The sequence below is a fragment of the Streptomyces sp. NPDC097619 genome (assembly GCF_040302735.1).
GTDB lineage: Bacteria > Actinomycetota > Actinomycetes > Streptomycetales > Streptomycetaceae > Streptomyces.
This window is the reverse complement of the sequence record NZ_JBEOSD010000012.1, coordinates 31,854-53,981: the sequence shown is the minus strand read 5'-3', so window position 1 is coordinate 53,981 and position 22,128 is coordinate 31,854. Positions and strand designations below refer to the sequence as shown.

Below are 22,128 nucleotides of genomic sequence, written 5' to 3'. Positions count from 1 at the left end.
GGGACAGGGAGGGACGGGAAGGGGCGGGACAGGGAGGCGCCCCGCCCTGTCGCCTACTGGGGGAGGTACGCCTGCGCGCTCGCGCAGGTCCACACGGTGGGCTTGCGCACGCCCTTCGCGTTCACGGCGTACCCGCCCACCCGGTCGCTGTCGGAGACCGCCTCGGCGCCCGAGGCGCCGTTCGGGGAGAGGCGGGGCAGCGCCAGCATCGGCCCGAAGCCGGGCCAGTACTGCGCCTGGTCCGGCAGGACCGTCTCCTCGGGGTGGTACTTGGCGGTGCCGACGCTCACGTTCGTCGTCGGGCTGATCGCCTGGAGCGTCCCGTAGGGGAAGGTGCCCAGCGTGCCGGGGTCGATGCCGGGAGTGTCCGGGGTGGCCTGGTACGAGGAGTAGTACCGGTACGCCGGGCCGTTCCAGGCGTAGCCGACGACGCGGCCGGACTCGTCGAGGTCCTGGGTCTCCATGGTGGTCCAGCCGCGGGCCCAGGAGGGCAGTTCCCGGGCGGGTCCGCCGCCGGCCGGCCACAGCACCGGGTAGCTGCGCAGGATGTGCTCACCGGTCTCGGGGACCTCGTGGTCCTGCTCGGCGACGCCCACGATGTCGCCCCGGTTGTTGATGGAGACGACGGTGATCAGCCTGGTGCCCGGACCGGAGTCCGCCGGCAGCGCGAGCCGGCGCGTGACCTTGCCGCCCTTCCAGACGATGCCCACGCCGTCCGCGTCGGTCATGACGATCGCGCCGGAGTTGTTGACGTCGATGTCGTACCGCTGCCAGTACGCCTCCGGCAGGACCTTCACCGCCGGGTCCCCGGCCTTGTAGCTGAAGCCCCGCAGCTTGTTGTCGACAGCGGAGCGGAACTGGCCCACCATCAGGTTCTTGGTGTTCACCGCCAGGACCGCGCCGGTGTCCTGCGGGCCGGGCAGCGGAATCCGGTGGACCGTCGTGCCGGTCCAGTACACCGGCTTCCCCGCCGACCGGCCGGCGGCGAACTTCGGCGCGCCCAGTGCCAGTACGGCGTCGGTGTCGTGGCTACCCGGGGTCGCGTCCGCGACGGTCCCCATGACGTTGACCTTCGGGGTGCAGGCGGCCGACTCGGCCGCCGCGGCGGTGGCGGCGGGCGCCACCACCGCCACGAGCCCGGCCAGCACGGACGCGGCGGCGCAGACGGCGATGCTTCTCTTCACGTTGACGTTCTCCCCCATGTCGTCAAGCAGGTGCGCCGAACATATTGCCTGCCGTTCGACCGGAACGGACCGGAATGTCGCCACCCTCTTTGAAGGGGCGTCAGGCGGTGCCGCCCGTGCCGGGGGCCGGGCAGCAGCGGTCCTCCGCCGCGGGGGCGGCCTTCGTGAGGGTGTCGGCATCGGCCTTGACGACGTACACCTCCCAGGGCTCCTTCCCCGGGCCGGTGACCCACACCTTGTCCTGGAGGGCGTAGCAGCAGGAGGTGTCGGCCTCCTCCGCGGTGGCGAGGCCCGCGTCCCGCAGTCGGGCCGTGGCCTCCGTGACCTCCGCGCCGGTGGCCACCTCGACGCCGAGGTGGTCCAGGCGGGTGTCCTCGCCGGGCTCGCCCTGGATCAGGACGAGCTTGAGCGGGGGCTCGACGACGGCGAAGTTGGCGTACCCCTCGCGCCGCTTCGCGGGTCCGGTGCCGAACAGGCGGGTGTAGAAGTCGACGGAGGCTTCGAGATCGGCGACGCGCAGGGCGAGCTGGACACGGGACATGGCGGTCTCCCCTCGAAGGCCCGGCGCGCGGGTGTGGCCCGGCTGCCGGCCTTCTGTATCGATGGATGTCGATGCAATGTTGATGGGGGAGACCTTGGCAGGGGCATCGACAGCTGTCAATATTGAAGAATGTCGAAACAGTTGGGGTTGTTGCCGGTCCTGGATCAGGACGGGTGCGGGGGAACGGGCGCGGACGGCGTCGGGACCGGGATCGGGCCCGAGGGCGGGACCGGACGCGGGGCGGGGGATCCCGGGCGGGCGGGGTGCCGCACGCTGCCGCTGGTCCGGGAACCTCTGGACGCGGAGGCGGCCGGCGGGCTCTCGCGGATGTTCAAGGCGCTGTCCGACCCGGTGCGGCTGCGACTGCTGTCGCTGATCGCCTCCCACGAGGGCGGCGAAGCCTGCGTGTGCGACCTCACCGGCCCCTTCGACCTCTCCCAGCCCACCATCTCCCACCACCTCAAGGTGCTCCGGGAGGCGGGACTCGTGGACTCGGAGCGGCGCGGGACCTGGGTGTACTACCGGGCGCTCCCGGAAGCCCTGACCCGGCTCTCCGACCTCCTCCGGGTCCCGCGCGCGGCGGGGACGGGCGGGGTCACCGGAGATCACGGGGTCACCGGAGATCACGGCGGCGCGAGGGCCGGTGACGCCGAGCGGGAGGGTGACGCCGAGCGGGAGGGTGACGCGGCGGGGGACGGGGACGTCGCGGGGGGTCGGGGCCTCCTGGAGGAGGGGGTTCCGGCGTGAGCGGGCCCGTGTCCCTCGGGCGCCGCGCGCTCGTGGAAGGGCTGGGGACGGCCGCGCTGGTCGCGGTGGTCGTCGGAGCCGGGATCCAGGCCACCGGACTGTCGTCCGACGGCGGGGTCAGGCTGCTGGCCGCCTCGCTCGGCACCGTCTTCGGGCTCGGCGTGCTCATCGCCCTCCTCGGCCCCGTCTCGGGGGCCCACTTCAACCCGGCCGTCACCCTCGCCGCCTGGGCCACCGACCGCCGAGGGCGCCGAGCCCCCGGTCCTCACCACCGCAGCGCCCCGGACGGCCCCACCGCGCGCGAAGTCGCCGCGTACCTCGGAGCCCAGACGGTCGGGGCGATCGCGGGCGCCCTCCTCGCCGACGCGATGTTCGGCGCACCGCTGCTCCGCCTCTCCACCCACGAACGCTCCTCCGGGCAGCTCTGGCTGGGCGAGCTCGTGGCCACGGCGGGCCTCGTCTGGCTGGTCCTCGGCCTGGTGCGCACCGGCCGCACCCACCTCGCCCCGCCGCTCGTCGCCGCGTACATCGGCGCCGCCTACTGGTTCACGTCCTCGACCTCGTTCGCCAACCCGGCGGTGACCGTCGGACGCGCCTTCACGGACACCTACGCGGGGATCGCTCCGGCCTCCGTACCGCCCTTCCTCCTCGCCCAACTGCTCGGCGCGGCCGCCGGAGTGGGCCTGACCACGCTCTGCTTCGGGTGCCCGGGTCCGGACTCGGTCCCGGTTCCGGTTCCGGACTCGGTTCCGGGCTCGGTCCCGGGTTCGGACCCGTACCCGGTCGTGGATCCGGTCGTGGATTCCGACCCCGAACGGGTACCGGCCGACGGGGGAGCGTCGCGGCCCTCGCCGGCCGTGCCGCACCCGTCCCGAGGCCCCGCCCACACATCCGCCGCCGTCCCCGGCCCCACCGAAGGAAACACCTCGCACCGATGAACACCCCGCCCCCGGAACCCCGTTCCGCCGCCACCGCCGCCCCCGCGGGTGCGTCCATGCCCTCCGTCCCCTCCGTGCTGTTCGTGTGCGTGCACAACGCCGGTCGCTCCCAGATGGCCGCCGCCTACCTCGCGCGCCTCGGCGGTGACCGCGTGGAGGTCCACTCGGCCGGCTCCGCCCCGGCGGACACGGTGAACCCGGCGGTCGCCGAGGCCATGGCGGAAGTGGGCATCGACATCTCCGCCGAAACGCCCAAGATCCTCACCACGGAGGCCGTCCGGACCTCGGACGTGGTCATCACCATGGGCTGCGGCGACGCCTGCCCGTACTTCCCCGGCAAGCGCTACCTGGACTGGCGGCTCGACGACCCCGCAGGTCAGGGCGTCGCCGCCGTCCGCCCCATCCGCGACGCGATCGAGTCCCGCGTCCGCGGCCTCCTCGCCGAACTCGGCATCGGCCCGACGGAATGACGGCCGCAAGCACCGACCCCGCCCACCGCATCGCACCCATGCTGCCGGAGCACGCCGAACAGGTGCTCGCCATCTACCGGTCGGGCATCGACGAGGGCGACGCCACCTTCGAGACCACGGCCCCGGGCTGGCGGGAGTTCGACGCCGCCAAGCTGCCGGACCACCGGCTCACGGCCCTGGACGGGGACCGGGTGCTCGGCTGGGCCGCGGTGGTACCCGTATCCGACCGCTGCGTGTACGCGGGAGTCGTCGAGCACTCCGTATACGTCCATCCTGACGCCCGGGGCCGGGGCGTCGGCCGCGCACTCCTGGCCGCTCTGCTCGACTCCACCGTGGCGGCCGGGATCTGGACCGTCCAGTCCGGCATCTTCCCGGAGAACACCGCGAGCCTCGCCCTGCACCGGAGTGCGGGCTTCCGTGTCGTGGGCACCCGTGAACGCATCGGCCGCCACCACGGCGTCTGGCGCGATGTGGTCCTCGTCGAACACCGCAGTCCGATCGTCGACTGACCGGTTACTCCGTCGATTGACCGGTTCCCTCCGCGACACGGAGCCGTCGATGGACCCGCCCGGACGGAGCGGGCGGGTCCGGGCCGGTGGCCGCCGACCGATCCGCGGAGGGAGGTCGGGCGGCTGTCGGGACGGGAGCGGTCAGCCGCAGTAGGCGCGGGTGATGATCGTCGGCTCGCCGTGGCGCGGGGTGTCCTGGGTCACCAGCGTGAGCCGGTTCGGGTCGAAGTCGCCCGTGGTCATGTCGGTCTGCCCGTGGGCCCGCAGGTTGCCGCTGATGCCGACCTCGCGGCCGGTGAAGTTCCACACCCGGATCCCGTGGTCCACGGGCGTCGCCACGGAGCCGACCAGCGAGGCGGGGTCCCCGGCGGGGCAGTAGGTGTCGGTTCCGGTGCCCTCCGCCGCCGAGCTCGCGGAAGCGACGGGCAGGACGGCGGCCACGGCCAGAGCGGCGGCGAGGGCGGCGGTACGGTACGGCGTGCGCATGTGCATCTCCTCAGCCGGCGCGCGTACGGCCCCGGCACGCAGCACAACGCCCCGCCTCCCGCCCAGGACACGCCCACCCCGACCCCCGGCCGGCCGCCCGACGTCACCCGGATGCCGTACGGGGCGGGGTCGGGTGGGATCCATCAGGGTGTGTGTGGGGTGGTTCCGTCCGGGAGTGGGGTGCCGCAGCGGGCGCAGACCTTGCCGGCGCGGTCCGGGTCCAAGGCTCCGCATTCCTCGCAGACGAGGTGCAGGAGGCAGGCGGGCTCGCCTCCTCCCGCGCCGACGCGGGGCAGGACGTCCGGTCCCGCGCCGGGCTCGTCCTCGTGCTCGCGCTCGTGTTCTCCCGTGTCCTCGTCCGCTCGCGGTCCGCGCTCGGGGGTCGTGTGCATGGGGCCTCCGGGACGACCGTGACGGGGGGAGCGGGGGAACGGGAGGAGCGGGGGAGCGGTGGCCGATGCAGGGGACCCGCCACGGGCAGCCTAGCCCCGGGAGTCCCGTCGGAACACCGGTTCGCGGTCCGCGATCGGGTCCGCGCTTGCTCGACGCCGGGCCGGGCAGACGCCACGCATGGCAGAGGAGAAGGCAGAGGCGAAGAAGGACGAGCCCGCTGACGCGAACGAAAACGTCGAGGAGGACCGGGGAGAGCAGGGCGGCCCGGAACAAGCCCCGTCACCCCGTGCGCTCCTCGCGGACGAGGGTGCGATGGTCGACGAGCACGGCCGGCCCCCTGGCGTGGCCTCTCGTACGGGCACGGGTGCGGGTCCGGCCGCCGACCCCGCCCGTGTGGCCCGAGCCCGGGCCGAGGCCGACGGAACGGAGCGGTAGGAAGCGGAGCCGCAGCGGCCGGCCGCTGCGGCCGGCACCGGCCCCGCGCCGCATCCGGATGCAGCCCGCAACCGTCGGTGACACCCTGGAGTACGGCCGCTCGTGAGCGGAGGCGTGGCCGCCGGCCGGGGACGCGGCCGGGTCCGGAACCGGGCTGTGGCCCGCCCCGGGCCTTCGTCGGGACGGAGGTGTGACGTCGATGGACCCCGTGGCCGCGCTGCGGCGGATCGCCTTCCTGTTGGAGCGGGCGCAGGCGCCCACCTACCGGGTGCAGGCCTTCCGGACCGCGGCCGCCCGGATCACGGAGATGGAGCCGGGCGAGACCGAGCGGCGGGCGCGCGAGGGAACCCTGGAGGCCGTGAAGGGCATCGGACCGAAGACGGCGGCCGTGGTCGCCGAAGCCCTCGCCGGCCGCATCCCCGACTACCTCAGCCACCTGGAGGAGGAGGCCGACGCCGGGCTGACCTCGGACGGCCGGGGCGAAACCCTCCGGGCGGCCCTCCGCGGCGACTGCCACCTGCACTCCGACTGGTCCGACGGTGGCGCCACCATCGAGGAGATGGGACGGGCGGCGGCCGAGCTGGGCCACGAGTGGGCGGTCCTCACCGACCACTCGCCGCGGCTCACCGTGGCCCGCGGACTCTCCCCCGACCGCCTCCGCGAACAACTCGCCGTGGTCGAGGAACTCAACGAGACCTGGGCGCCGTTCCGACTCCTCACCGGCATCGAGTGCGACATCCTCGACGACGGCACCCTCGACCAGGAACCGGAACTCCTGGCCCGCCTCGACCTGGTCGTGGTGTCGGTCCACTCCAAGCTGAGGATGGACCGCCGCGCCATGACCCGCCGCATGGTGGCCGCCGTCCGGAATCCACACGCCGACGTCCTCGGACACTGCACCGGCCGCCTGATCACCGGACGGGGCCGCCCCGAGTCGGAGTTCGACGCGGACGAGGTCTTCGCGGCCTGCGCCGAGTCGGGCACCGCCGTGGAGATCAACAGCCGCCCCGAGCGCTCCGACCCGCCCCGCCGCCTCCTGCGCCGGGCCGTCGACGCGGGCACCCTGTTCGCCCTGGACACCGACGCGCACGCCCCCGGCCAGCTCGCCTGGCAGATCCTGGGCTGCGCCCGGGCCGAGGAATGCGAGGTGCCGGAGGAACGGATCGTCAACACCTGGCCCGCGGAACGGCTGCTGGAGTGGACGCGATCGGAGTCCTGAGCGCCCCACCGCAGGGCCCACCCGGTGCGTGACCACCCCTGACCGATCCCCGCCCGTCCCCGTCCCCTTCCCCGCTCCCACTCCCGCCGCACCCGCCCTTCCCATCTGCTGCTTCGCTCCGTACATTGCGGCCGCCCCGTGCACCAGGTGTCGACACCGATGACCGACACCGATGACCGACACCGACGGTCGGCGTCGCTGGTCGACGGGGCTACGGGACGGAACGCACACCACTGGGGGACACATGAGGTCGACGGATACGTGCCGGACGAGGGCCCGACGGAATGCGATCGCCGCAACGGCGGCACGCGCCTCGGCCTTCGCCCTGGCCCTGACCCTGGCTCTGGCCCTACCGGGCGCCGCGACCGCGGCCCCACCGGACGCGGGCGCCACCCGCACGAACACCACCGGCAGCGGCGCCGGGCACGAGGAGCTGCTGGCTGCCATGGCGGCCGAGGCGGGTACCGCCCGGGGCGGGGACGGGATCCCCGGGATCATCGCCCGGGTGCACCGCGACGGCGTCGACTGGACCGGTACGGCGCGCTCGGACGCCGGCGCGCCCGACCGCGACCCCGACCGGCCCTACCGAGCGGGCTCCATCACCAAGCTGTTCGTGGCCACGACCGTGCTGCAACTCGTCGCCGAGGGAAGGCTGAAGCTCAGCGACGACGTGTTCGGCCTGCTCGGGCCCGTCCTGAAGGCGAACGCCACCCAGGGCTGCAACCCGTACACCTGGACCTGCTTCGACCCGCCCGGACCGGGCAAGGCGCCGATCACCGTCCGGGACCTGCTGACCCACTCCAGCGGCGTCTTCAACTACCTCCGCGACACGAGCTTCCTGGCCGAGGCAGGACCGGCCTTTCCCGCTCTGCCCGACTACACCCCGCAGCGACTCGTTGACGAAGGCGCCAACCACGGACCGCAGTTCGCGCCCGGCCGGGGCATGGAGTACAGCAACACCAACTACATCCTGCTGGGCATGGTCGTCGAGAAGGTGACCGGGCAGCCGTGGGCCGAGGAGATCGGCCGCCGGATCATCCGGCCGCTGGGTCTGAGCCGCACCGTTCTGCCCGGCTCGGACCCCGTGCTGCCCGGCCCGCACGACGCCTTCTTCACCAACTACCTCCAGCCCCGGGGCGCCCTCGGCCACCTCTCCCGGCCCGCGGCCGACTGGAACCCCTCCATCGGGGGCGCCGCTGGAGCCGTCGTCTCCACCACCGGAGACCTGGTCACCTTCATCCGGGCCCTGCTCGGCGGCACCCTGCTGCCGCCGCGACAGCTCACCGACATGCGGGAACTCCTCAACGCCAACGTGGTCGGCACCCCCGGCCCCGGCGTGCCCGGCATCTCCTGCGATCCGCAGCTCGCCTGGCCCGAGTGCGTCGTCAATCCGCGCATCAGCACCGCGAACACCGGGGACACGGCCGCGGCGGGCCACTGGTACGCCGACCAGCCGTGGAAGTCCATCCGCGCCGACGTCGGCCTGGGCCTGGTCCGCCGTACCCTGACCTGCGCCGACGACCGCGAGGTCAGGCTGTACGGCCACAACGGCGCCGCGTTCGGCTCCTTCAGCTACCTCTACGCCACCGAGGACGGCTCGCACGCCCTCGCGCTCAACTACAACGGCGACTGGCCCAAGTGGGAGCTGTACAGCCTGAACGGCCTCCTCGCCGCCGAGTTCTGCACCACCTGACCGGGGAGGCGGACGGCCGGGACCCACGCCCCGGGCCGAAGGGCCCGCCCGGCTGACGCCCACCACCCAGCGGGCTCCCGTCCCCACCGGCCGGGAGCCCGCCCCGGGGGCCGTTCTCACCAGGGCACGCTGAGCAGGACAGTCTCAGCGCGGCCTCTCAGCGCGGCTTTCAGCGGGGCGGGAAGGCGGCCAGGGCGAGGTCCCACGTGTCGGCCGCGAGGAGCAGTGCCTCGGTGTCCGTCCTGATCTCCACGGCGTACTGGTGGATGTCGGGCCCGTCCTCGCCCCGGTGCCACGGGGGCGCCGCCTCCAAGGACAGGTGCACGCGCACGATCCGCGCCCCGTCCTCGCTCCGCGCGGCGAGGCTGAACGCCAGGACCGGCTCGATGAACCAGGTGTCCGGCGAGAGCTCGCCCTCGGACGCGTCGGTGACGGCCACGGTGCCGGCGGCCACGGCGCGCAGCCATGCGGCCACCCGGCGGGCCTCATCGGTGAGCAGGCAGGGATCGTCGAAGGACCACGTTCCCTCCGGAGTGCTCACCGTGCCGCCGATGACCAGCCAGTTGTCGTCGTACGCGTCGCCGCGGACCGTCGCGAACTGATAGCGGAGCGGGCGCAGCTCGACCCTGTGGTCGGCATCGTTCAGGAGCACGGGTTCAGGATGGCACGTGCCACGGCGCGCGCCACGGCGTGCTCCCGAGGGCGGGACGCGGCACGGGTCAGCCCCGGGCCGGGTGAGGCCGGGCCGGGTCCGTAGGCTCGGGGGATGAAGATCTTCGGGTGGGGTGGCCGGCGCGGGGTGGGGCGGACGGAGGAGAGGGTGGCTCGGGCGGCGGAGCTGTACCGGTCGGGGAGTTACGTCGAGGCCGAGCGCGAGGCGCGTGCCGTCGCCGCGTCCGGGTCCCGTCGGAACGCGGGCGATCCCCACGCGGCCCTCGCGCTGGGGATCGCCGCGCTCGCCGCGGGGGCCCAGGGGCGCCATGCCGAGGCCGTCTCCACCTACGACACGGCCCTGCCGGTCTTCGGGGAGACCTTCGGTACCGCACACCCGCAGACCCTGAAGCTGCGCTCGGACCGCGCCCAGGCGCTCGCTTCCCTCGACCGGCACGCCGAGGCCGAGGCGGAGTGCGCGGCCGTCGCCCGGACCGCCGCCGACGGTACGGACCCGGACCTGCCGCTCGTCGCCACCGCCGCCCGCAGCGGGCGGATCTACGCCCTCTGCGCGCTCGGCCGGCATCCGGAGGCGGAGGCCGTCGCGCGGGAAGCGCTGGCAGCCCATCCCGGGCCGGACCGTTTCACCCTGGTCCTGCGCCTCGGGCTGGCCCGCGCCCTCCGGGGCCAGGACCGCCACGAGGAGGCCCTTGCCGAGGCGGAGTACGCGGAACGGCTGTACCGGCTCCTGCCGCCGGAGCAGCGGCGCCCGGAAACCGGCGCCCCCGAACTGGCCAGGGCCGCCGCCCTCCTCGGCCTGGGGCGCGCCGCCGAAGCCCGCCCTCTGGCCGCCGCGGCCCACGACTCCTGCCTGTCCGCCTTCGGTCCGTCCCACCGCCGCACCACCGAGGCCCGGACCCTGCTCGCCAGCCTCGACGCGGCATGACGACGGCCGGGGCCCCTGGTCGGGGCCCCGGCCGTCGGACGGTCGTGGGTCGGGTCAGGCGCGCGGGTTCTTGCGGCCGGTGCCGAACTCGCCGAGCGGCGAGACGAGGTTCGGGTCCGACACCGACTGCTCGTCGCTGAAGACGACGGTCGCCTGCGGGGCGGGGGTGGACACGGACCCGTGGTCCCCGGTGGACGCCTGGCTCGTGGCCGGGACGGCGATGAGGACGCCACCGGCGATGGCCGCGGCACCGGCGAGCATGAGGATCTTCTGCTTCATGAGGGTCTTGCCTTTCGCTGTGCTCGATGTTCCCTGGGCGCCGCTGCACGTCCCGGACCGCGGAAGGGTCCGGGCGGGGCGCCGTGTGCGGGCGGTGGACTGACCGCCCGCACAGGCCGGCACTCCTGCGGCAGAGCCAGTCGACCACGCCGGCCGGGCCCGCCCCCAGGAAGTTCCACCGGCAGAAGTGGCGCGGTCACAGTTCTGCCGGCCCCCGGGTGCGGGCTCTCCGGGCCTTCTCCGGTGGAGGGGTGCGGGGCGTGGGGTGGGTCAGCGGGCGGAGCGGATCCACTGCCAGCCGCCCTCGCCGATGGTGACGGGCGGGAGGAAGCCGGTGCCGGCGGGGTCGCCGGGCAGGAGGGTGAGGTTCCCGGTGTTCGCGCCCTGCGGGGCCGTGGTCAGGAGCAGGTCGGCGCGGCCGTCGCGGTCCGCGTCGCCGACCGTGCCCGCGAGCGGGTGGGCGGTCCGGTCGGCGGTGCCGAGCGTGGTCGGCGCGGGCAGGAGGGCCGCCCCGGCGGAGGGGTACTGGAGGATCCCGCCATCGGCGGCGCGGGCCCACAGGTCGGCCCGGCCGTCACCGGTCACGTCGCCGGGCGCGAGGATCTCCGGGAGGTCGGCGGGCCGCCACTCGGGGCCGCCCAGGACCACGGCGTCCCGCGGCAGGGCCGGGTTGGTGCCGACCGTACCGCGGTGCAGGTACAGGCCGTTGACGCTGCGGCCGATCATGTCGGGCTGTCCGTCGCCGTCCACGTCGCCGACGGCGAGCAGCGTGGCGTGGGACCAGCCGGTGGGCCGCCCGCCCATCGGGATCCGCTCGCCGAGCAGCCCCCGCCCGGTGTTCGGGTACACCCACAGGCCGTCGCCGATCCGGGCGACCACGTCCTCGCGGCCGTCGCCGGTCCAGTCCCCGCGGTGGCTGACGTCCGCGCCCGCGAAGCCGGTCCCGATGACCCGGTGGGCGCCGAAACGGCCGTCGCCCAGGCCCGGGTAGAGCCGCAGCGAGCCGTCCTCCTGGACGGCGAGCAGGTCGGGCAGCGCGTCACCGGTGAGGTCGCCGGGGACCCGGGCGCGTTCCTGGAAGGCGGCGGCGGACCGCACCAGCAGGTGGTCCTTGGCCTTGGTCAGGCCGGTCTCCACCGTCTCGCTCCGCAGGTCGCGGAAGTCCTGCCGGGTGAAGAAGGTGAAGTCGAACTTCGAGACGTACTTGGTGCCCGTCTCCACGTCCACGGTCGTCGGGGCCCCGGTCCGGCACTCCGCCACCGCCGCCGTCTCGCACGCCGCGGTGAACCACCGCCGGTCCGTGCCGTCCGCCTCGGCGAAGGACAGGGTGCCGGGCAGGCCCGCGTACACCGGGTCCATGTGGGCGTAGTCGGGACGGGCGTTGAAGTCCCCGGCCAGGATCACCGGGAGGCCGTTCGACCAGCCCTCGATCCGCTCCAGCAGGGCCGGGGTGTCGTTCAGGGTGGCGTTGTCGCGCCGCAGGTGCGTCCCGCAGGCGAGGACGGTCCGGCCGTCGACGGGCGCCTTCGCGCACACCACCGACCGCTTCTCCCCGACGAACCCGGGCGGGGTCAGCTCCGCCGACATGCCGGTGACCTCGGACTGCGGGGCGCGCACGAGCAGCGCCTGCCCGAAGCTCTCGTCGTCGCCCCACTTGTCGCAGCCGTCGGCGGTCTGCGTACTGGTCCACACGCCCGTGTACCCGGGCAGCAGCAGCCGCAGCCGGTCGTACTGGCCCTTGCACATCTCCTGGAGCGCCACCACGTCCGCGTCCCAGTCGACGATCTGCCCCCGCAGGCCCTCCGCCCAGGCCGCCGGGGCCAGTTCGCTCCGGCACTTGGCCTCGTACGCGCCGCAGGCGTTGTAGGAGACCGTCCGCACCGGAGGCGTGCCGTCCGGAGCCGCCGCCGACACGGTCGGGGCCGCGGCCAGGGCCGCGGCGGTCAGGCCGGCGCCCACCGTGACGAGCCCGGAGGCCAACCAGGCCCCCAGCGCCCTTCTCGTCCGCGTACCGGCGTTCCCGATGTGACCACCACTCATGTCCGTGGCTCCCCCGTTGCTGTCGTCGACGACCGTGGGCCGGAGCCCGTGCGCGGCCGGACCGATGCCCGGCGCTCGCCGCCCGTCCCCGGCCCGAACAGCGAGAATCTAGCCGGACGGGGGAGACCGATCAACTGTGGGTGTTCGGCTCACAATTGCCGTTGAGTTCGGGGTGGTCGCGAGGTCAGGGGAGGAGGTCGGACACGATGCGGTCCGGGACGGCGAAGTCGGTGTCGCAGTCGGGGCAGGTGGCGGCGCCGAACACGTAGGTCAGCAGGTGGGCGACCTCGGACCGGCCGTCCGAGAGCGCCAGGTCGTGGAGGCGGCGGCCGATGCCGTCGAGCGCGGCCGGGGCCGCGGGGCGGAGCGGGCGGGTCGTGGCTGCGTCGGTGTCCGGGAGGGAGTACTCCCCGCTGCTGGTGAAGAAGCCGCCCTCGGCGAGCACGACGAACAGGTCCGACTCGCAGCCGGGGCAGGCGATCTCGTACTCCTCGTTCCCGAGGCCCCAGGCCAGTTCCTCGCCCCAGCCCGGCACGCCCTCGATGCCGAGCATGGACTCCAGGAGGTCGATGTACTCGGAGCCGCCGGTCGCGGTGCGGAGGTGACGGTTCACCAGTGTCAGCAGCGTGGCGATCTCGGACGCGTACCGGGCCCGGACGTCCCCGGCGCCGTGCGCCTGACCGGTGCCCGCGAGGACGGCGCCGGCGAGGTACAGGGCCTGGACGGCCTGCTCGCGATCGTCCACCGCCGCGGTGTCCGCGAGCCACGGGAGCGCCGCGAAGCTCGCGGAGTAGACGCTGCCCTGGTGGCAGAGCGCGGACCACAGCTCGCTCCAGAGCTCCGGATCGCGTTCGGCGTCGATGCGCGCGAGCAGGGCGGGTACGTCCCCGGCGGGGCCGTAGGCGTGGCTGAGTTCCTGCCAATCGGTCATCCCGGCATCCCATCACGGCCCACTGACGACGACCGCTCGGGGTGCCTCGTACGCGGTGCGCTCCGTCCGCGCCGTCCGGCGTCGCGGCACCCGCCTCCGGTCCCGGACGGCCGGCGCCCCCGGGCAGGCGTAGGCGCCCGCGGAGATGGACACAGAACAGAGGCGGAACGGAACGGGCAGGGCAGGGGAGGCCCCGTAGGACGGGCCACGGGCGAGGGGGAGTACGTGGGGACACCGGCACCGGGCGGGATAGAGGTCCGTCAGAACGAACCCGACATGATCACGATGCTGCGCGCGGCGGCCGCCTCGCACCGGCAGGCCCAACGGCTCGTGGCCCTGCACCTGACGGCCTCCGCCGTCCTCGCGGGCGGGGCCGTCCTCGCCCTGCTCGTCCCCGCCACGAACGCGGCCGTCAGCCTCCTCGGCATGGTGTGGGCGCTCGCGTACGCCCTGTGGGCGGGGGAGTGGTCCCAGCGCGGGCACCGCAAGGCCGCCCTCATCCAGGAGGCCTTCGACACCGAACTGTTCGGGCTGCCCTGGAACCGAGCCGTCGCCGGCTCCCCGCCCGAGGCCCACGAGACGGCCCGGCTCTCCCGCCGCTACCGCGGGGACGAGGCCAAGCTCCACGACTACTACGAGATCGACGCCCTGCCGCGTCCACTGGACGTCCTCGCCTGCCAACTCCAGAGCCTCGGCTGGGGCGTCCGGGTCCGCAGCCGCTACGCGACCGCGATCCAGGTCGGACTGGCGGTCTGGTGCCTGACCGGCCTGCTCGTCGGGATCACCGCGCGCATGAGCGTGTCCGAGGTCCTGACGACCTGGTTCGTGCCCTCGCTCGGCCTCCTCCTGCTCGGCGTCGACACCCAGCGCGCCCAGCGCGACACCGTGGAGGCCCGGGAACGCGCCCACCGCGAGCTGAGCGACCGGATCGACGCGTACGTCGCGGCCGGCTCCGACCCGGCGCACCACCCCGCCCTCCTGGAGCTGTCGCGCCAGGTCCAGGACGTGCTCCTGCAGACCCGCCTCAAGCACGCCCGGGTCCCCGACTGGTTCTTCGACCGCTTCCACGGCACCGACCGCGCCGACTTCGCGGCCGACCTCCGCGAGCTGCACCGCCGCACCGGCGTGTAGGCGCGGACAGGGGGCGGGGGAACGGCCCGTCGGCCGTCCCGCCCCCGCCGGTCACCCCGCCCGTGCCCCAGGCGGCCCCTCGGCCACCGCCCGGAGCCGGCCGATGACCTCCGCGTCCGCGCCGGGGCCGGATCCGAACGGGCCGGGCCCGCCGACGCCCTCCAGCAGGGCGAGCACCCATCCGGCGAGTTCCGCGGCGTCCGGATCCCCCGGACGCGCGGTCAGCCAGTGGTCGGCCCGCTCCGCCACCGCTCTCCTCTGGCGGGCCGTCAAGCTCCTGTCCTTGATCAGGCGGACCGCCGTGGGGAGGGAGCCCCGGACCTCGTTCGGCACGTCGCCGGTGCCGGCCCCGAGCCACCCCACCAGGTCGTCCACGATCCGCTGCTCCCAGGAACGGTTGCCCAACCGCCGCCGGAGGTACTGGGGCCGGGCGAGCATCGCCTCGGCCAGGTACGGGGCGGAGGCCTGCTCGTGGTGGTGGTGCCACCACCCGCGGGCGTGCTCCATGGCGTCCCGTTCCTCCTGCTCCGTCAGGTCGTCCCGATCCAGGAGCCGCTGGATGAGGATGCCGGGGATCCGCTCGTACGGATGGTCGGCGACGAGCGTCAGCGCCTCCTGCCGGGCCCAGGCGCTCTCGCCCGGGGAGAGGGTGCGGCGCTGCAGCAGACCGCCCAGGACGAGCGAGCGCCACGGCCAGGGCGGGTCCTCGCGCAGGACCTCCCGGGCGTGGGCCACCACCCGGTCGTCGTCCGGGGGCGCCAGCGGCAGCAGGCGGGCGAGGAGGTGACCGGCCTTCTCGACGGGAGGGGACGTGGACAGCCAGGCGGTGCCCGCCGCCACGGCCACCCGCGCGGTCTCCGCGTCGATGTCCTCACGGGACAGGAACATGGCGACCAGGCTGCCCGTCTCCTGGTGCTCGGGCTGCGCCCCCAGCCAGGCCCGGGCAGCGGCGCACATGCGGACGTGCTCCTCGGAGCCCGCGCCGATCTCCTTCCGCCGGACGAGGCCCTTGAGGGCGTACGCGGCCTGCTCCGTGACCGCCGCCGTGTCCAGCCAGTCCAGCGACTGCGTGATCACCTCCGTCACGAACTCCCCGGGCAGCTCCCGGGGGCCCAGCAGGGATTGGACGAGCAGCCCCCACTGCCCCCGCAGGTCCTCGTCCGCCAGGAGCAGCTTCCCCCGCTCGCGGAGCTTCGAGGCCCGGTCCGGATCCGTCGGGAGCGTCAGGGCCGCGCGCAGCATCGGCAGGTGGACCTGGAGGGCGAAGATGTCCACCCCGTCGGCTTCGGCCGTGGTCGGGGTCGTCTGCCGGGGGGTTCCGTCGCTCGCCAGGAGCCTGTCCAGGAGGGTGATGACGTGGTCCACCGCGGCGGCCAGCTGCTCGGGGTCGGGGGCCTCCCGTTTGAAGGCCGACAACATCCAACGGACCACGTGCAGGGCGGTGGTGTTCCGTCGGCCGTGGCGCTCCAGCCAGGACAGCGCGTACGCGTAGACCTTCCGTGCCTCGCCGCCGGCCAGTTGCTTGTGCTTCAGCAGCGCCTGGAGCACCACAGTGGCGTCCTGGGCCCGGTGGTGGGCGCGCAGCCATTTCATGGCGGGCCCGATGGCCTCCGTACCGAGCGGCAGACCCGGCCCCGACACGGCCAGGACGGCACCCAAGGCCGGGAACGCCTTGCTCTGAGCGGAGTGTTCCTCCGTCCAGCGCAGCAGGGCGCGCGCCAGCGCGGGCCCGCCCGCGGTGCGGTGGGTGGCCCGCAGCACCCGGGCCGCGGTGTCCGGGGTGACGTTCTCCCGCTCCCACTGCACCAGCCACGTGCAGGTGACCGTCGCGAGTCGGGAGCGCAGCTCCTCCGGCAGGAAGGGGTCCTGCGGATCCTGGTCGCGTTGGGACCTCCGCTCGGCGTGCATCAGATCCGTGAGGACCCAGATGGCGGGCCGCCGCGGCCAGTTCAGCTCCAGCCAGTCCACCGACAGCGCGGCCGCGGCGCGCAACCGCCCGGAGTCGACCCGGTCGTCCAGCATCAGGCCCGACAGGACGTGCCCGGCACGCGGATGCCGGGCGTTCTCCGCCAGCCACAGGTCGGACGAAGCCAGGGCCCGCCGGTGGTCCGGGCCCGACACCTCCTCCCGCACGAGGAGCCACTTCAGCACCTCGTTCGAGGTGGAGGCCAGGGGATGCGACGCCAGATGGGCCTTCGCCATCTCCAGGGCCTCGGCCAGGATCCGGTCCTCGACGTCCCGCCGGGAGAGCAGCGCCGCCAGCAGCGGGGCGTTCGTCTCGGCACCCGGGTCGCCGCGCAGCTCCTCCAGCGCGCGTTCCGCCAGCGGTCCCGTACGGTCCGGGTCGTGGGACCGCTGCTGCACGAAGGCGGCCGCCAGCACGTGGTTCGGCCGGACCTCCGGGTGTGCCTCCAGGAACACATCGGCCATCAGCAGGGCACGGTCGCGCACCGGCCCCCGGGTCTCGTGCCTCCGCAGCAACCAGCGCAGCACCCGGTCGGCACCCGCGTCGCGGGCGTGCCGGTCCAGCCAGGAGAAGGCGAGCTCGACGATCCGGCGCCGGTCCTCGTTGCGGTCCTCGTACAGGGCCCGGGCCAGCAGCAGAGGGTCGACGGGCGTGGCCTCGGGACGCGCGAACCAGGGACCGGCCACGGAGGTCCAGTGCACGTACGTGAGCCGGTGCCACGGCCGTGTGAACAGCAGGAACTCCAGCACGCTCGCGGCGCCGTGGCCCACCTCGGCCAGGGTGCGGCCCAGGACCTCCGCCCGCTCGTGGAACCACAGCCCCGCCTGCCCGTCGAACCGGTCCCGGACCGCCTCGGGAGCCGTCGGGAACCAACGGGTCACCGAAGCGGCCGTGTTGGCGAAGGCGCCCGTGTCCGTGAGCGCGGCGTCGAGGAGCAGGCCCATGCCGGCGCGCTCGGTTCCGTGGCGGGTGACATGGGCGAGGAAGGTGTCACAGGCGAGGGGGTGCGCCACGACCAGCACGCCGTCCTGCCGGGTGTCGGCGTCGGTGGCGTCGGTCGCCTCCGTCCTTCCGGGCCCGCCGGTCCCGCCGACGGGTTCCTCGGGCCGGCCGGCCGCGTGGCCGCCGGGGCGGGTCGGATCGAGGTGCAGCAGACCCGTCTCGTGCGCGAGGCGCACCAGGTCGGCGCCGTCGTGCCGGGCCGTCCGGCCCAGCGCCCGTGCGGTCGCGGACAGTGCCTCGTCCGCGACCGCGGCGAGCCGGTCCGGGGGCAGCGGGGCGGAGGCGAGGACGGCCGCGACGGGCAGCAGGACGAGCAGCCCCGCCGTCTCCGGGTCGGCGGCCCGGCCCTGGAGGTGCCGGAACAACGCCTCGGGCAGGGAACCCTCGGGGAGGAGCGGTCCCGGCACCGGGCCCGGACTCGCACCGCTGTCGGCCGCACCTCGCGTGGGGGAGACCCCGGCCGTGGTTCCCGCCAGCGCCCCGGCCTCCCCTGCCCCCGCCGCCTCCCCCGCCTCCGCCGCGCGCTCCAGAAGCACCGACCACATGGCCGCGGACGCGGGGGGCAGGGGGTTCGCCACGTCGTTCCCCAGGGCCGCCAGGACGGCACTCGCGCCGGACGCCCGCACCGCGTGCCCGGCGGACCTGCGGAGCACCGACCGCAGCAGCGGCGCCCGGTATTCCGCCTCCTCGGGCAGATGCCGGACCTCGGCGAGCAGCGCGGCGGCGCCCCGCCCCAGCTGGGAGGTCCAGTGCGTGCCGCGGCGCGAGGTGGCGAGGAGACCCACCGGTCTGCCCCGGTGGGCCAGGTCCAGCAGGGCCTCGTGCAGTCCGGGCAGGTCCAGCCCGGGGAAGCGGTCGAGACCGTCGATGACCAGCAGGGCGGGCGGGTCCGCCGCGGTCCGGCCGGAGAGCGCCTCGGACAGCTCTCCCACCACCTCGTCCGTGGACAGCGGGAGCAGTTCGGCCGAGCCGCCGTCGATCCCGCCGAGGAAGTGGACCGGCGAACCGGCCTCCTCCGCCAGCGCCGCCACCTCCAGGCACCAGCGCGACTTCCCCGTACCCGGCGCCCCCAGCAGCACCGTACGGTCGGGCAGCCGGTCCCCGTCCGCCTCCGGAACGAGCGACCGCGGGGTGAGGACGGGGGCGATCGGTCCCCCCGTACGGATCGCCGCGGCCCGGACCGTCCTGCGGAAGAACGGCAGCTCCTCCGGCAGCAGCCACCGCCCGCGCACCGCCGCGACCACTTCCGCGCGGGTGCGCAGCAGCCGTTCCGGGACCTCACGGGCCCGGCGGGCCGCCGCCGCGTGCGGCCCCACCAGGGGGAAGTCGCCGCTGGCGGGGACGGACGGCACCACACCCGCCGGAAGGCTGTTCCGGGCCTGTTCCAGAGCGGCCCGCGCGGCGTGCGCCGCGAGCCGTGAGTACCACCAGCGCACCCGATCCCCGGCCGCCTCGTACGAGGTGTGCACCAGGGCTTCCGCGACCACCGACCACAGGTACTGGGCCCGCCACACCTCCACGTCACCGGGCAGGCACTCCCGGCAGACCTTGTCCACCTCGCGCAGCGCGTCCACCACACCGGCGCCGATCCGGTCGCCCCGGCTCGGAACGGGATCGACCACGATGTCGATGAGGGCGCGCGCCTCGGCCGACGCGTGCGGCCTGAGCTCGGCGACGCGGCGGTCCACCAGGGCGAGGACCAGTGCGGCGACGTCCCGGCTGAGCGGCACCTCGTCCCGGTAGTGGGCCAGGTCGATCAGCCAGTGCCGGCCGGGCACCGGGCGCCCCTCCTCCGATGCCACGAGGACGTTGTCCAGGTGCAGGTCCCCGTGCGAGCGGCCCGTGTACCGGTCGAGGGGCAGTGCGCCGATCGGACTGTCCGGCCGGGCGATCAGGGCGGGGTTGGGCAGGATCAGGTGCGGCTCCGTCTCGTCCCGGATCCACATCCCGGTACCGGTGTCGATCATGAGGACGTCCCGGGCCCACCGTCGTGCCGAACGCCCCGGCTCCAGCGCCGACCGCAGCTCGCCGGCGAGGAACTCCCCGACCGTGGTGCTCCGTAGCGCCCGGTCCGGGTTCCACACGTCGAACAGGGTGCGCGTCAGCTCCGCACAGGGCGCCCGCAGATCGCCGTTGGGCACGGCGCTCAGCGGGACCACGTCCACCACCGACTGCGGGAGCCGCTGGAACATCAGCCGCCGTCCGTCCGGCAGGTCACAGGGCGGGTACGCCTGTGCGACCACGTGCGCCGAGGCGAAGGCGGGTGCCGAGGCCGCGGCCCGTTCGTGCAGGTCCGCCTCCGCGGTGTCCGGTCCGCCGGGCAGCAGCTTCACCACGACGCGTTCGTCCGTGCGGTCCGGGTGGCCGAGGACCACCAGACCCAGCCGGGCCCCGCTGTACCCGGAGCGTTCCCACGGCGCGGCCTGCGCCCGGACGCCCACCCCCCGCTCCGCCCAGTGGGTGCGCAGGGCTTCCGCGGCGGGCTCGTCGAAGAGACGGGTCAGGCCGTCGTCCGCGGCGGTGCCCTCCTCGGGCGGGTCCACCCGGGGCCGCGGCGGGACGCCGCGGCCGTCACGCGGCCGTCCACCCGGGGTGCGGGCGGCCGGGATCCCGGATTCCGGCCGGGTCCGGTACCCGTCGGCGCTCATCGGGCGCCTCCCTTCCGGCCCCCCTTCGAACGACGTTTCCTGCGCGCGAGGTCGCTGTCCCGGCTCGCCCGCCAGGCGTCCAGGACCTCCGCCACCGCCCGGGTGTCGGGGTGGTCCTCGTGCAGGACGGAACGCCGCCGCTCCAGGAGCTCCGCGGCGTGCCCGATGGCCGCGTCGAACTCCCCGGCGTCGTGCTCGGCGTAGGCCAGCGCGCGGAGGGCGGCGAGCGTCTCGGGATGGGTGGGACCCCGGTGTTCCTCCTGGCGCCGCCACATCTCACGGAAGGCGGCCAGGGATCCGCTGACGTCGGCATCCGCCAACAGCGCGAAGGCCAGGCTGCGCAGGGCGGCCGACCCGGCTTCGTCCTGTACGCCGCCGGCCGACCGCGCGGTCAGCGCCCCGCGCAAGGTCTCCACGGCTTCCCCGGAGCGGCCGGCGGCGATGAGCGCCGAGGCCAGCCGCCTCTGGAGCGCCAGGACGGCCGCCGACCCCGCGCCCTTCGTGCGCGTGGTGGCCGCGATCAGGACCCGGTACTCGCTCGCGGCGGCCGCCGGATCACCGGCGTGCATCCGGATGTCGGCCAGGCGGGCGCGCAGCGACAGCACGACCGGGTGCAGCGGACCGGCATGCTCGGACTGCGCGTCCAACGCGGCGGTGACCGTCGCGGCGGCGCCCTCGTAGTCCCCCGCGGACTCCTGCCAGTGCGCGAGCCGCCGCCGCGCCGCGTACAGCTTGGTGGGCGCGGACGGCACGGCCTCCAGCAGGGCCTCGACCACGCCGGTCAACTCCTCGGCCGCCGCCGCCCGGTCGCCCGCCTGCCCGAGCGCCTCCGCCAGATACGTGCGCGCGGTGAGCACGGCGGGGGCGTCCTCGCCGAGGGCGGTCCGCCACCGGTCCACCAGCCGCTCCACCTCGGACAGCACCTCGTCGTCGACCCGACCCTGGGTGAGGCTCCCGAGGGACTTCAACACGGCCGGGGAGCCCGGCTCGGCGGTCGCCCAGAACGCGGCCGCGGGGTCGGTGCGGGCAGGGAGCGCCGCCGGCGGGGACGGCACGTGCGAGCCCGAGGCGGACAGGGAACCGGAACCGGAAGCGGAAGCGGAAGGTGGAGTGGGGGACGTGGTGGCGGAGAGGCCGCCGCCGGGCGTGCCGCCGAGCCGGGACCGCAAGCGCTCGGCCTGCTGCCGGGCGGTGGCGGCCCGCGCCCCGTCCGGCACCTGGTCGTAGCCGGCGGCCAGCAGCTCCCACTGCTCGGCCGCGTCGGCCATGTCACCGACCGCTTCCAGGGCGTGCGCGAGGCGCCGACGGGTGGCCGCGAGCCGCTTCCCCGCGCCGGCTCCGGCGACCACCGCCGTCAGTACGGTGCGCAACCCCTCCACCGCTCCCCGCGCGTCCCCGGTGGCGATCCGCAGGTCCGCGATCCGGGACCGGGTGTCGAGCACCGCCTCGGAGGCGTGCGGCAGGGCGTCGAGCTGGAGGGTCAGCAGTTCCTCCGTGAGCGCCAGGGCCTCCTCGGGCCGGCCGTCCGCGACCTGCCAGTGCGCCAGCCGGGCCCGCGCCTTCACGGCGCGCACGGCCAGCGGGCCGCCGTCGCGGCACTCCGCGTCGAGCACGTCGCGCAGCTCCTTCGCGGCTTCCCAGAAGGCGCCCGCCTGCCCCCGCGCCTCGGCCCGCCGCATGCGCGCCGACAGCGTCTTGGTGTGGTCCGGCCCGAATTCCCGCAGGGCCGCGGCCACGGCTTCTTCATGGCCTCCCCCCGAGCCGGAAGCGGAGGATCCGCCCTCCGGTCGTGGAGAGGTGCCCTCGGCTCCGTCCGGACCTGTCGAAAAGGATGAACTGCCCATGCTGAACCCCCTGACCCCCGGTGCGACGCCCCCGCGTCATGGCTCGAATACCCCTCGCGCACCCTCCGTACGCCG

18 protein-coding genes and 1 pseudogene are annotated in these 22,128 nt (G+C 74.9%); 9 read left to right on the top strand and 10 right to left on the bottom strand.

Features of this window, described 5'->3' with window-relative positions:
* Positions 1-53: 53 nt before the first annotated feature.
* Entirely contained in the window at positions 54-1,184 is a 1,131-nt protein-coding gene (locus ABTZ17_RS05710; RefSeq protein ID WP_352194225.1) for a hypothetical protein, read from the bottom strand.
* 100 nt (positions 1,185-1,284) lie between these two features.
* Entirely contained in the window at positions 1,285-1,725 is a 441-nt protein-coding gene (locus tag ABTZ17_RS05705) for an ArsI/CadI family heavy metal resistance metalloenzyme (protein ID WP_352194224.1), read from the bottom strand.
* 279 nt (positions 1,726-2,004) lie between these two features.
* On the opposite strand from ABTZ17_RS05705, the pseudogene ABTZ17_RS05700 reads away from it, so the two are divergent.
* The 4 genes and pseudogenes from ABTZ17_RS05700 to ABTZ17_RS05685 form a co-directional block, all read left to right on the top strand.
* Positions 2,005-2,298: pseudogene (locus tag ABTZ17_RS05700) on the top strand (ArsR/SmtB family transcription factor); the annotation flags it as partial.
* Between the two features lie 170 nt (positions 2,299-2,468).
* Entirely contained in the window at positions 2,469-3,410 is a 942-nt protein-coding gene (locus ABTZ17_RS05695; RefSeq protein ID WP_352194223.1) for an aquaporin, read from the top strand.
* Positions 3,411-3,466: 56 nt separating this feature from the next.
* A complete protein-coding gene (locus tag ABTZ17_RS05690; RefSeq protein WP_352194246.1) occupies positions 3,467-3,880 on the top strand; it encodes an arsenate reductase ArsC in 414 nt (137 codons plus the stop codon).
* Positions 3,877-4,389, top strand: a complete 513-nt coding sequence (locus ABTZ17_RS05685; RefSeq protein ID WP_352194222.1) for a GNAT family N-acetyltransferase — start codon at positions 3,877-3,879, stop codon at positions 4,387-4,389. The genes ABTZ17_RS05690 and ABTZ17_RS05685 overlap by 4 nt, the downstream gene beginning before the upstream one ends.
* Before the next feature lie 141 nt (positions 4,390-4,530).
* On the opposite strand, the gene ABTZ17_RS05680 is transcribed toward ABTZ17_RS05685, so the two are convergent.
* The gene (locus tag ABTZ17_RS05680; protein ID WP_352194221.1) at positions 4,531-4,875 is read right to left on the bottom strand and encodes a hypothetical protein; all 345 of its coding nucleotides are present in this window, start codon (positions 4,873-4,875) and stop codon (positions 4,531-4,533) included.
* Between the two features lie 143 nt (positions 4,876-5,018).
* Positions 5,019-5,267: a hypothetical protein gene (locus ABTZ17_RS05675; protein ID WP_352194220.1), complete on the bottom strand. Its 249-nt coding sequence runs from the start codon at positions 5,265-5,267 to the stop codon at positions 5,019-5,021.
* A 178-nt stretch (positions 5,268-5,445) separates the two neighbouring features.
* Here ABTZ17_RS05675 and ABTZ17_RS05670 point away from each other — a divergent pair, with 178 nt between their 5' ends.
* From ABTZ17_RS05670 to ABTZ17_RS05660, 3 genes are all read left to right on the top strand, one after another.
* Positions 5,446-5,703 (top strand): hypothetical protein, encoded by a 258-nt coding sequence (locus ABTZ17_RS05670; RefSeq protein ID WP_352194219.1) that lies wholly within the window; start codon positions 5,446-5,448, stop codon positions 5,701-5,703.
* A gap of 199 nt (positions 5,704-5,902) precedes the next feature.
* Positions 5,903-6,922: a PHP domain-containing protein gene (locus ABTZ17_RS05665; RefSeq protein WP_352194218.1), complete on the top strand. Its 1,020-nt coding sequence runs from the start codon at positions 5,903-5,905 to the stop codon at positions 6,920-6,922.
* 244 nt (positions 6,923-7,166) lie between these two features.
* Positions 7,167-8,615: a serine hydrolase domain-containing protein gene (locus ABTZ17_RS05660; protein ID WP_352194217.1), complete on the top strand. Its 1,449-nt coding sequence runs from the start codon at positions 7,167-7,169 to the stop codon at positions 8,613-8,615.
* 169 nt (positions 8,616-8,784) lie between these two features.
* Here ABTZ17_RS05660 and ABTZ17_RS05655 read toward each other — a convergent pair whose 3' ends face one another.
* Positions 8,785-9,267, bottom strand: coding sequence for a WapI family immunity protein (locus ABTZ17_RS05655; protein WP_352194216.1), 483 nt, complete (start codon positions 9,265-9,267; stop codon positions 8,785-8,787).
* A 114-nt stretch (positions 9,268-9,381) separates the two neighbouring features.
* Between ABTZ17_RS05655 and ABTZ17_RS05650 the strand changes: the two genes are divergently transcribed.
* The gene (locus tag ABTZ17_RS05650) at positions 9,382-10,212 is read left to right on the top strand and encodes a tetratricopeptide repeat protein (protein WP_352194215.1); all 831 of its coding nucleotides are present in this window, start codon (positions 9,382-9,384) and stop codon (positions 10,210-10,212) included.
* Positions 10,213-10,266: 54 nt separating this feature from the next.
* On the opposite strand, the gene ABTZ17_RS05645 is transcribed toward ABTZ17_RS05650, so the two are convergent.
* The 3 genes from ABTZ17_RS05645 to ABTZ17_RS05635 form a co-directional block, all read right to left on the bottom strand.
* Positions 10,267-10,491 (bottom strand): hypothetical protein, encoded by a 225-nt coding sequence (locus tag ABTZ17_RS05645; RefSeq protein WP_352194214.1) that lies wholly within the window; start codon positions 10,489-10,491, stop codon positions 10,267-10,269.
* Positions 10,492-10,761: 270 nt separating this feature from the next.
* Entirely contained in the window at positions 10,762-12,531 is a 1,770-nt protein-coding gene (locus ABTZ17_RS05640) for an FG-GAP-like repeat-containing protein (protein WP_352194213.1), read from the bottom strand.
* Between the two features lie 184 nt (positions 12,532-12,715).
* Positions 12,716-13,462, bottom strand: coding sequence for a hypothetical protein (locus ABTZ17_RS05635; protein WP_352194212.1), 747 nt, complete (start codon positions 13,460-13,462; stop codon positions 12,716-12,718).
* Here ABTZ17_RS05635 and ABTZ17_RS05630 point away from each other — a divergent pair.
* Entirely contained in the window at positions 13,436-14,593 is a 1,158-nt protein-coding gene (locus ABTZ17_RS05630; RefSeq protein ID WP_352194211.1) for an S-4TM family putative pore-forming effector, read from the top strand. The genes ABTZ17_RS05635 and ABTZ17_RS05630 overlap by 27 nt on opposite strands.
* A gap of 51 nt (positions 14,594-14,644) precedes the next feature.
* On the opposite strand, the gene ABTZ17_RS05625 is transcribed toward ABTZ17_RS05630, so the two are convergent.
* Positions 14,645-20,209, bottom strand: a complete 5,565-nt coding sequence (locus ABTZ17_RS05625) for a hypothetical protein (protein WP_352194210.1) — start codon at positions 20,207-20,209, stop codon at positions 14,645-14,647.
* Positions 20,206-21,945, bottom strand: coding sequence for a hypothetical protein (locus ABTZ17_RS05620; protein WP_352194209.1), 1,740 nt, complete (start codon positions 21,943-21,945; stop codon positions 20,206-20,208). Before ABTZ17_RS05620 ends, ABTZ17_RS05625 begins: the two co-directional genes overlap by 4 nt.
* Between the last annotated feature and the right edge of the window lie 183 nt (positions 21,946-22,128).